Annotated in this window: 8 protein-coding genes; 3 read left to right on the top strand and 5 right to left on the bottom strand. The window is 35.8% G+C overall.

Going from position 1 to position 7,534, the window contains the following annotated elements; genetic code table 11:
- Positions 1 to 204: 204 nt before the first annotated feature.
- On the bottom strand, positions 205 to 1,308 hold the full coding sequence (locus tag Q0791_RS23890; protein WP_299011769.1) for an AAA family ATPase: 1,104 nt from the start codon (positions 1,306 to 1,308) through the stop codon (positions 205 to 207).
- A 442-nt stretch (positions 1,309 to 1,750) separates the two neighbouring features.
- On the opposite strand from Q0791_RS23890, the gene Q0791_RS23885 reads away from it, so the two are divergent.
- A complete protein-coding gene (locus Q0791_RS23885) occupies positions 1,751 to 1,882 on the top strand; it encodes a hypothetical protein (protein WP_299011770.1) in 132 nt (43 codons plus the stop codon).
- Positions 1,883 to 1,934: 52 nt separating this feature from the next.
- Here Q0791_RS23885 and Q0791_RS23880 read toward each other — a convergent pair whose 3' ends face one another.
- The gene (locus tag Q0791_RS23880; protein WP_299011768.1) at positions 1,935 to 2,225 is read right to left on the bottom strand and encodes an addiction module antidote protein; all 291 of its coding nucleotides are present in this window, start codon (positions 2,223 to 2,225) and stop codon (positions 1,935 to 1,937) included.
- Between the two features lie 307 nt (positions 2,226 to 2,532).
- Here Q0791_RS23880 and Q0791_RS23875 point away from each other — a divergent pair, with 307 nt between their 5' ends.
- Positions 2,533 to 2,739, top strand: a complete 207-nt coding sequence (locus Q0791_RS23875; RefSeq protein WP_299011767.1) for a hypothetical protein — start codon at positions 2,533 to 2,535, stop codon at positions 2,737 to 2,739.
- 18 nt (positions 2,740 to 2,757) lie between these two features.
- Here Q0791_RS23875 and Q0791_RS23870 read toward each other — a convergent pair whose 3' ends face one another.
- The 3 genes from Q0791_RS23870 to Q0791_RS23860 form a co-directional block, all read right to left on the bottom strand.
- A complete protein-coding gene (locus Q0791_RS23870; RefSeq protein WP_299011766.1) occupies positions 2,758 to 3,300 on the bottom strand; it encodes a DUF2913 family protein in 543 nt (180 codons plus the stop codon).
- Between the two features lie 71 nt (positions 3,301 to 3,371).
- Entirely contained in the window at positions 3,372 to 4,640 is a 1,269-nt protein-coding gene (locus tag Q0791_RS23865) for an LlaJI family restriction endonuclease (RefSeq protein WP_299011765.1), read from the bottom strand.
- On the bottom strand, positions 4,630 to 6,021 hold the full coding sequence (locus Q0791_RS23860) for an AAA family ATPase (RefSeq protein ID WP_299011764.1): 1,392 nt from the start codon (positions 6,019 to 6,021) through the stop codon (positions 4,630 to 4,632). The genes Q0791_RS23865 and Q0791_RS23860 overlap by 11 nt, the downstream gene beginning before the upstream one ends.
- Positions 6,022 to 6,101: 80 nt before the next feature.
- Between Q0791_RS23860 and dcm the strand changes: the two genes are divergently transcribed.
- Positions 6,102 to 7,406 carry a DNA (cytosine-5-)-methyltransferase gene (gene dcm, locus Q0791_RS23855; RefSeq protein WP_299011763.1) on the top strand — a complete coding sequence of 435 codons (1,305 nt, stop codon included), beginning with the start codon at positions 6,102 to 6,104 and terminating at the stop codon, positions 7,404 to 7,406.
- The last annotated feature ends 128 nt before the right edge of the window (positions 7,407 to 7,534 follow it).

The raw sequence follows: 7,534 nt of genomic DNA, 5'->3' as shown, positions 1-7,534 counted from the left end.
TGAACTGTTACCGACGATGAGAGAGGAATGGGCGCATCCATTAATGGAAAATTTTTATCGTTATATGAAGAACCATCGTATTTATCGCAATGTCTTCGGGATTATTTAGAATAAAAATATGAGGGGATCTTTAAGGGCGCAAGTACCTTTTCGACAAATACTTGCTCGGTTTTTCCTTCAACAATGACCATGATAGTACTGAAGTTATTCATACTGAGGTCCTCCAGCAATCACATTCTTTGTCCACAGCTCACCCACAGAATAACTTTCTAACCACTCTGAAAAATCTGTTTCATTTAAGCGTTCAAAAGTTGACGCTCCTTTTTTACGATTAACAACAATAATGTCTTCAATAGCAAATTGATCAATCAAGCTAGGTGATTGGGTCGCAATAATGACTTGAGTACGTTCGCTAGCCTGTTGGATAAGCTCAGCTAAAATCTCAATTGCCGCAGGATGAAGGCCAAGCTCAGGCTCATCAATAATAATAGTTGAGGGTGGATCGGGTTGTAATAATGCCGTAGCTAGACAAATAAAACGAATAGAACCATCTGAGAAGTGATAAGGCTGCATAGGGTAATCGGAGTCTTTTTGTTGCCAACTAATATTAACTTTTTCTTTAACGCCAAAACTCCTTGGTTTTAAGATAAAATCATCAAAAAAAGGTGTCACCAAGCGGATCACATTAACAATATCTTTGTATGCTTTAATATGACTCGATTTTAACTTTAATAAAAATGGCCCTATATTCGAGGCATCGGTTCGCAGGGTATCATCATCTTCGACAATTTCATACTTACGCATTGATGCAGATGCACTGGTATCATGAAAATGATAAATCATCCATGAGGCAATCTCATCATATACGGGTTTTGAGTAACGAGCATCAGGAAGCTCTTGATTGACCTCCGCAACCATCTTAGATTGACCATCATGGCTATTACCTAACTCCCACCAGCCAGTCCTACTATCTGAATAATAACGCGCTTCATCTTCAATTATACAACTATCAGCAGGTGTCGGGACCAAGCTAAAACGGAACCCTCGTGAACCAAAAGACGTGCAAAAGCTCATTTTGGGGGTAATTTTCTCTCCATTAAATAAGAGATCACTCATCCCTCCGTTATTAATAACATAGTCATTCAATTGTCCATTAATCAAGGAGCGAAGCATTTTAAAAAATGAAATTAAATTACTCTTGCCAGCCCCATTGGCACCAACAATCACATTTAACCGTTTTAACTTAAAATCTTGTAACTCTTTAATAGACTTAAAACCCGTTATCGTTAAGGTGTCTATCTTACTCATTCGCTTCCCCTCACATCAAAATAATACTATTTGATTACTTTGCTCAACAATGGATCAACCATGATACTCGTCTAATCCCCACTTGTACAAACCTCCTGTATTAAGATAAGTGGATCAAATTAATTAAGAATATAAATTAATCATTTAAAATAAAAGGCCAAGCTTTAGTAGAGAGTTATGGTTCTCTTGTCATAGCTCATAGCTCATAGCCTATGGTAGAAAAACTATTCCATCGCTAAACGTGGTATGTTGGTATAAAGACTTAGAGCAAGCTCGGTTTTATTGGTGCTATAGCGCGCTCAACTAAGCAGCGGATAGTGATGTGAAAGCGAGCAAACTTTAGCCATTTGATCAAAATGGCTTAAAACCTTCCCCGACTATCGCTGATTATTCTTTTCGAATAATATACTGGCAGATAATCAATGATATAAAAGGATTTTTTATGGTTCAGTCCGGTTTGTATGAACAGCTCATCACACAACGAGTTAAACAAAGTTTGGATCGTGATACTTTTTATGTGGGTGAAAGACAGTTAGAAGCGGGTGAAGCGAGTACATGGCTGTCACGATTTTGAAGTCGTATTATCGAAAAATTAACGAATAGAGTCGTGAATGTGGGAACACTGTTTAAGCAACCCCTAAATGGATCCCAATCGCGTTGCTCACTTTAAATATCGTGCTCCATTTAGGTTGAGTTTTGCCATTAAAGGTTTTATATAAACTTTCGCGGCTTAGCCCTGTTGCTTCAGCGACATCACTCATACCGTGTTTTTTCACTAAGTGACCGAGTGCAGAAACAAACACACTGGGATCATCATCGTCAAGGCACTCACGCAAGAAGTCATTAATTTCTTGCTGAGTTTCCATATAATCAAAAGGATTAAATGGTGTCGTTTTCAAGCTGTTTGCATCAGTCATATTAATCCTCCAACTGTTTTGTCTTTTAACTTAGATAACCATTTATCAAATAATAAGGTTTTTTCTATCGTATATTTCATTCCTAAACTGTAGCCCATAGGATACATAAAGTCAGCCCAAATGACTAGAATTTAATCATAAGCGCACAATCATACTCAAATTCAACGCTGCTATTTCGATCTCATCCATAAGCCTCACCTCTATCCTTCACGCTATTTTTGACAAAACTAATCGGCTAATTTCCATGGCGATCACCTAATCAAAATCAAGTAAAAGGGATGTATATGTCCGCTCTTCAGTAGAACGTTTGCCAGTAACGCCTTCATCACGCAGCTTGTCATTGCTTTTAAAGAAAAGAAGGATTTTGAAAAAGGGTTTTGAAGAAAGTTTGAATAAGATGCTGGCCGAGAACGAAGGTGATGAAAAATCCCCAGAACTGACCAGCATAGAGGTTGTGTTTGAGACTGAACGAGCAGCCGAATTAAGCCAATTTTTTGATGCTAAGGTGCATTAGGAAGATAGACAAAAGATTTCATTTCATTAAAATGAGCTTATCTTTTTCTTTAACTATATTGAACACGTCAGCTTCTTTAATAAATGAATAGATCAACTCAAGATTAGAAGCGTCTATAAATAGTTCAATAGACCCTTTAAGTGAACCATAAATATCAAAACCATCTACTACCTGAGATTGTAATAAATACAGTACCCCCTGTTCACGAGGCTCTGATATCTCGATAAATTTTGAATCAACAGTATATTCATCAAGAATATTTTCAAGTAGAACAAATAGTTTTTTCACATCAGAAGAGCTAGCCTCAGAGCCATAAAACCCACGTATTTCAAGTAACTTGGCTTCTAAATCACGTTTATTTTTAGCTAGAATAAGTAAAGCCTTAATTTCTGATTTGATGCTCTTATAGTGAGAGCCTTTTAGCTTTGGCTTAAGAAATTTAACCAAAATTTGATTACGTTTAATTCTAGGTATAAATTGAGATAACTCCGACATAGTGAAATACAAATGAAGCAATGCATTTTCAACCACGTCGAGTAGAATTTCATCTTTTACTAACACCAAACACCGACCTCCCGATCAATAAACAGCCTCCATTTTCTCACAGATGAGTTCATATAACTAATAAGCACTTAAAAAGCATATAACACATTATATGTCTCAGTAGACATTGTTCTTCTTTTTATAAAATGCTCAACAACAACATTAGGGCAAAAGTAATGGCATTGTATTTTAGGATAATCCTCTTCAAATAACATCTCACTATCTCTATTCACCATATGAGCAGACACAATTTCACCGAATTTACCGGGAAAGATAAAAGCATTATTGATTATTGAACTATCACTAACAATTGTTTTTAATGCCTTCACATAAAAAAATTGTTTAACTAAATCACTCCAACCCGGTGCTGTATTTACTGAAGATGCTTGGTAATATTTAGCATCAACAATACAATAGGTTTCTGATTTGGGATCTTTCAAAACAATGTCTGTTTTCTGAGATTTTCCCCTAGTAGGGATAAGTTCTTCACCAATAGCGCTACGCATTTTATAAGCAGGCGTGGGCAACAATTTATTGATATCAATAGTATCATTCAGCACTTTACCCAACATATGCTCCCACATATGATGAAATGCTCGAACCCCAATCACTTCAGGCTTCTCATCATGGCCATAGACAAGGCAGATATAGCGTTTCAATTCTGTTAACAACCAAATATCACGATCTGAATAAATCAAATTCATTTCAATATCGAGTAAAACAATAAGTGTATCAATATCATTTTTAGAAGGCTCACTAATTTCAGCTAACTCGGCTGAAATACTATGATGGCTATCAAATAACCAACCAAAATTTTTATCAATATCACGTATTATCGAAGCATGAATACGAGAAACTTCACTATCCATTATGTTGCAGCGAGCACTTCCCCAAATATCAAAATAAAATGGACCATTACGTGCAGGAAATGCGGTCGAGTGAGATAAGGTTTTTTTCCAATTCTGTTTGCCTGCATTTAACCTAAAGCGTGATAGCCGTTGACTATAAATTCCATTTTTTTGGAAATCCTCCAATAAAGAAAATATCAGTCCTAATTGGTGATCACCAATTAAACTATCGCCACCATCCTGACTTATTCTGTAAGTTGATGATTGAGAAGCAAAGAGATGAATAGCCTGCATTAAATTAGCTGACAACTTAGCTTTCTTACTGTCTTCAATAACAGTATTACGAGGGAAGAAAATAGATGCCTCCCCATTTAAAAGCACCAAACCACAAAAATTAATAGAGTGAGTTTCTTTATCTATTAAATGATGGTGATTAAGCGCTTTCTTTATAGATTTATCGAGACTATTCAGATGCATGCGATCATGATAAATAGAAATATTATGAGACATTGTCTATTGCCAATTTTGGGAAATGAGGTGTAAGCATGTCAATCAAACTCTGGTTAAAAATAACGCTACCATTATAGAATGCTGCAAGTAACTGACCAAAGTTGTTAATACCTACATTTGAATTATTTATATCAAAAATAACATCTTTCTTAGTATGTCTCAGCACATCTTCCCATAAGTACATTAGTAATTTATTAGCTATTGCATCACGAGATTTACTCTCATTTTCTAGTTCATCTTCAGACAAAAACCATGGGCCTAATAGCCTATCTTCAGGAATATTTAATTGAGATAACAATTTATTAATTGACTTAGAGAAGTGCTCCCAAGAAACCTCATAATCTCCCTCATTAGTTACAATTTTAATACTACCTTGAGGGTAATCTTCACTCATAATACTTTTATATTTAAATTGCCAACGACGTTTAAAAGCTGAATCCATAGGCATAACGGCTTGATCACTGCTATTCATTGTTGCCAAAAGCGATAAATTTGATGGAATAAATAATTTATTGTTTACCAATGCGTTGGGAGCATCTCGTTGTAAATAGGCCAGCATCTCTGGATCGCTGACATCGATATTATATTTACTTCTTCCTTGCTCACGATCAAGCAACAGAAATAACTCTCCAAACACAGCAGCTGCTGACGCACGATTAATTTCTTCGATGACTAAATAAAAAGGTAATTCAGGTGATTGAGAAGCTTTAACTAAAGCCAAACAAAAAGGACCGGGTCTGAATCGATAGGTAATATTATCACCTTGCATAGCTGGTTTTAAACTACCAACAAAATCACTGTGTTGGGTATCTGGATGAAAAACAGTTCTAACACTATTAGTATCGGTAACAAGTTTATCAATTTCAAAACTCTTACCTGTTCCTGGAGCACCATAGTAAATAACATTATGACCTTGAACTAGCCCTACTTTAGAATCACTATTAATATTATGTGGAAGATTACTTTCCAAATAAAGTATGACATTATCAATTCCTTGTTCAGTCAATTTCATATTTTTCAAAGAAAATTGTCTATCAACTCCATTAACGACATGATTAACTTTATTGATCAAACCAAATAATGGAAGAGTTTGCACTGCAGAAAGGGTGTTAACAACTTTATTTGTTATATAGCTAGAGAATAGAACTCTCCACTCGCTTTCAACATATGTAAAATGTGAACTAAATTTATTTAAGTTTAATTTTAAGTCTCTAAAAACAGATAATAACTGCATTATTGATATGGAAAAATGTTTCTTCCCTCCTCTTCTACCAGTATTAGAAAAATCAATCGAGGGAGATAACTGCACATAAATAAAGTCCATACTCTCTTCTAAAGAACCACATTCCTTAGCCAATTCATCTATTTTTTTATCAAACATAAACATCCTTGCCTCTTGTCTATTTCCACACTCAATGCTAGCATCGCCGGGATATAAATCGGATAAGCTAACCTAGCAAAATGACTAAAATAATAAACAATCAAGCAGAATATATCAAAAAAACAAGACAGAACCTTGGGTTAGGTAAAACTGAATTTGCAAACTTGCTAGGAATGGCATCAACAGGCGAAAAAACCGTTAGAGGATGGGAGTTGGGCGAACATAAACCATCACCTAAAAAATGGGAAGAAATACTCGCTTTAGAAAACATGCTAAAACAAAAAGCTAACAATGCCCCTTTTAAAAACAATCACAGCCCTACATTCACTTTCATTGATCTATTTGCAGGAATTGGTGGCATACGCTTACCTTTTCAAAACTTAGGTGGTAAATGTGTTTTCACTTCTGAGTGGGACAAATTTGCGCAAAAAACTTACCTAGCGAATTATGGAGAAATGCCCAGCGGTGATATTACTCAAATAGCAGCATCAAGCATCCCAGAACATGATATTTTACTCGGAGGCTTCCCTTGCCAAGCATTTTCACAAGCTGGACTAGGAAAAGGATTTAGTGATACAAGAGGAACAATGTTTTTTGAATTACAAAGAATATTAGCGGAAAAAAGACCTAAAGCATTCCTACTCGAAAATGTAAAGCAATTAAAAGGGCACGATAAAGGGAGAACACTAGAAACCATTTTAGCCATTCTCCGAGGTACTAACGAGCAAACAATGCCGATCGATGTCCCTATGACTGAAGAGGCGCGCAACGCGCTAACGAATAAATTAAATTATTGGGTCGATGTTAAAGTACTAAGAGCGGCAGATTTTAATGTCCCCCAAAACAGAGAAAGGATCTTCATAGTCGGTTTTAATAAAGATTGTTATAAAGATGTTAATTTTGACGAAGAGTTCAACTGGCCAATCCCACCAAGAGGAAAAACTAGACTCGGTGATATTTTAGAAGATCTCAGTAACATCAAAGAACATGAAGATAAATACACTATTTCAGATAGACTCTGGACTGGACATAAAAAACGCAAAGAAGGACACAAAAATAAAGGTAACGGATTTGGTTATACTTTATTCAATGAAGACAGTGAATATACCAACACCATTAGCGCCCGCTACTATAAAGATGGTTCTGAAATATTAATAGACCAAACAAAATTAGACAAGAACCCTAGAAAACTCACCCCGAGAGAGTGTGCGCGATTACAAGGATTTCCAGAAGAATTTATTGTTGATGCTGTTTCACAAGGACAAATCTACAAACAATTCGGTAACTCAGTATGTATGAATGTGATTAATGCTGTTGCCGAACAAATGATACAAACTCTCAAATTTTCGGAACAGTCGACCTGTAAACAACGAAAAGCTAGCTAACCTTCACTAAACGAGCCTCACTATCGTGAGGCGAGTCTACACATTATTTACACCTTAGGTGTCCCCTTATATAAAGCAGCCACATCAAGGGTTTTGAGGTAAAATACTCCAAACAACCATAATAAGCT

Source organism: uncultured Shewanella sp. (genome assembly GCF_947495455.1).
GTDB lineage: Bacteria > Pseudomonadota > Gammaproteobacteria > Enterobacterales > Shewanellaceae > Shewanella.
The sequence above is the reverse complement of the archived record's forward strand: the minus strand, read 5'-3'. Positions and strand labels throughout refer to the sequence as shown.

What these genes read in the sequence shown, in the direction of transcription:
- Q0791_RS23860 (WP_299011764.1), bottom strand. Translation starts at nt 6,021, where the DNA reads ATGTTTGATAAAAAAATAGATGAATTGGCTAAGGAATGTGGTTCTTTA.
- Q0791_RS23865 (WP_299011765.1), bottom strand. Translation starts at nt 4,640, where the DNA reads ATGTCTCATAATATTTCTATTTATCATGATCGCATGCATCTGAATAGT.
- Q0791_RS23885 (WP_299011770.1), top strand. Translation starts at nt 1,751, where the DNA reads ATGGTTCAGTCCGGTTTGTATGAACAGCTCATCACACAACGAGTTAAA.
- Q0791_RS23890 (WP_299011769.1), bottom strand. Translation starts at nt 1,308, where the DNA reads ATGAGTAAGATAGACACCTTAACGATAACGGGTTTTAAGTCTATTAAA.
- Q0791_RS23880 (WP_299011768.1), bottom strand. Translation starts at nt 2,225, where the DNA reads ATGACTGATGCAAACAGCTTGAAAACGACACCATTTAATCCTTTTGAT.
- dcm (WP_299011763.1), top strand. Translation starts at nt 6,102, where the DNA reads ATGACTAAAATAATAAACAATCAAGCAGAATATATCAAAAAAACAAGA.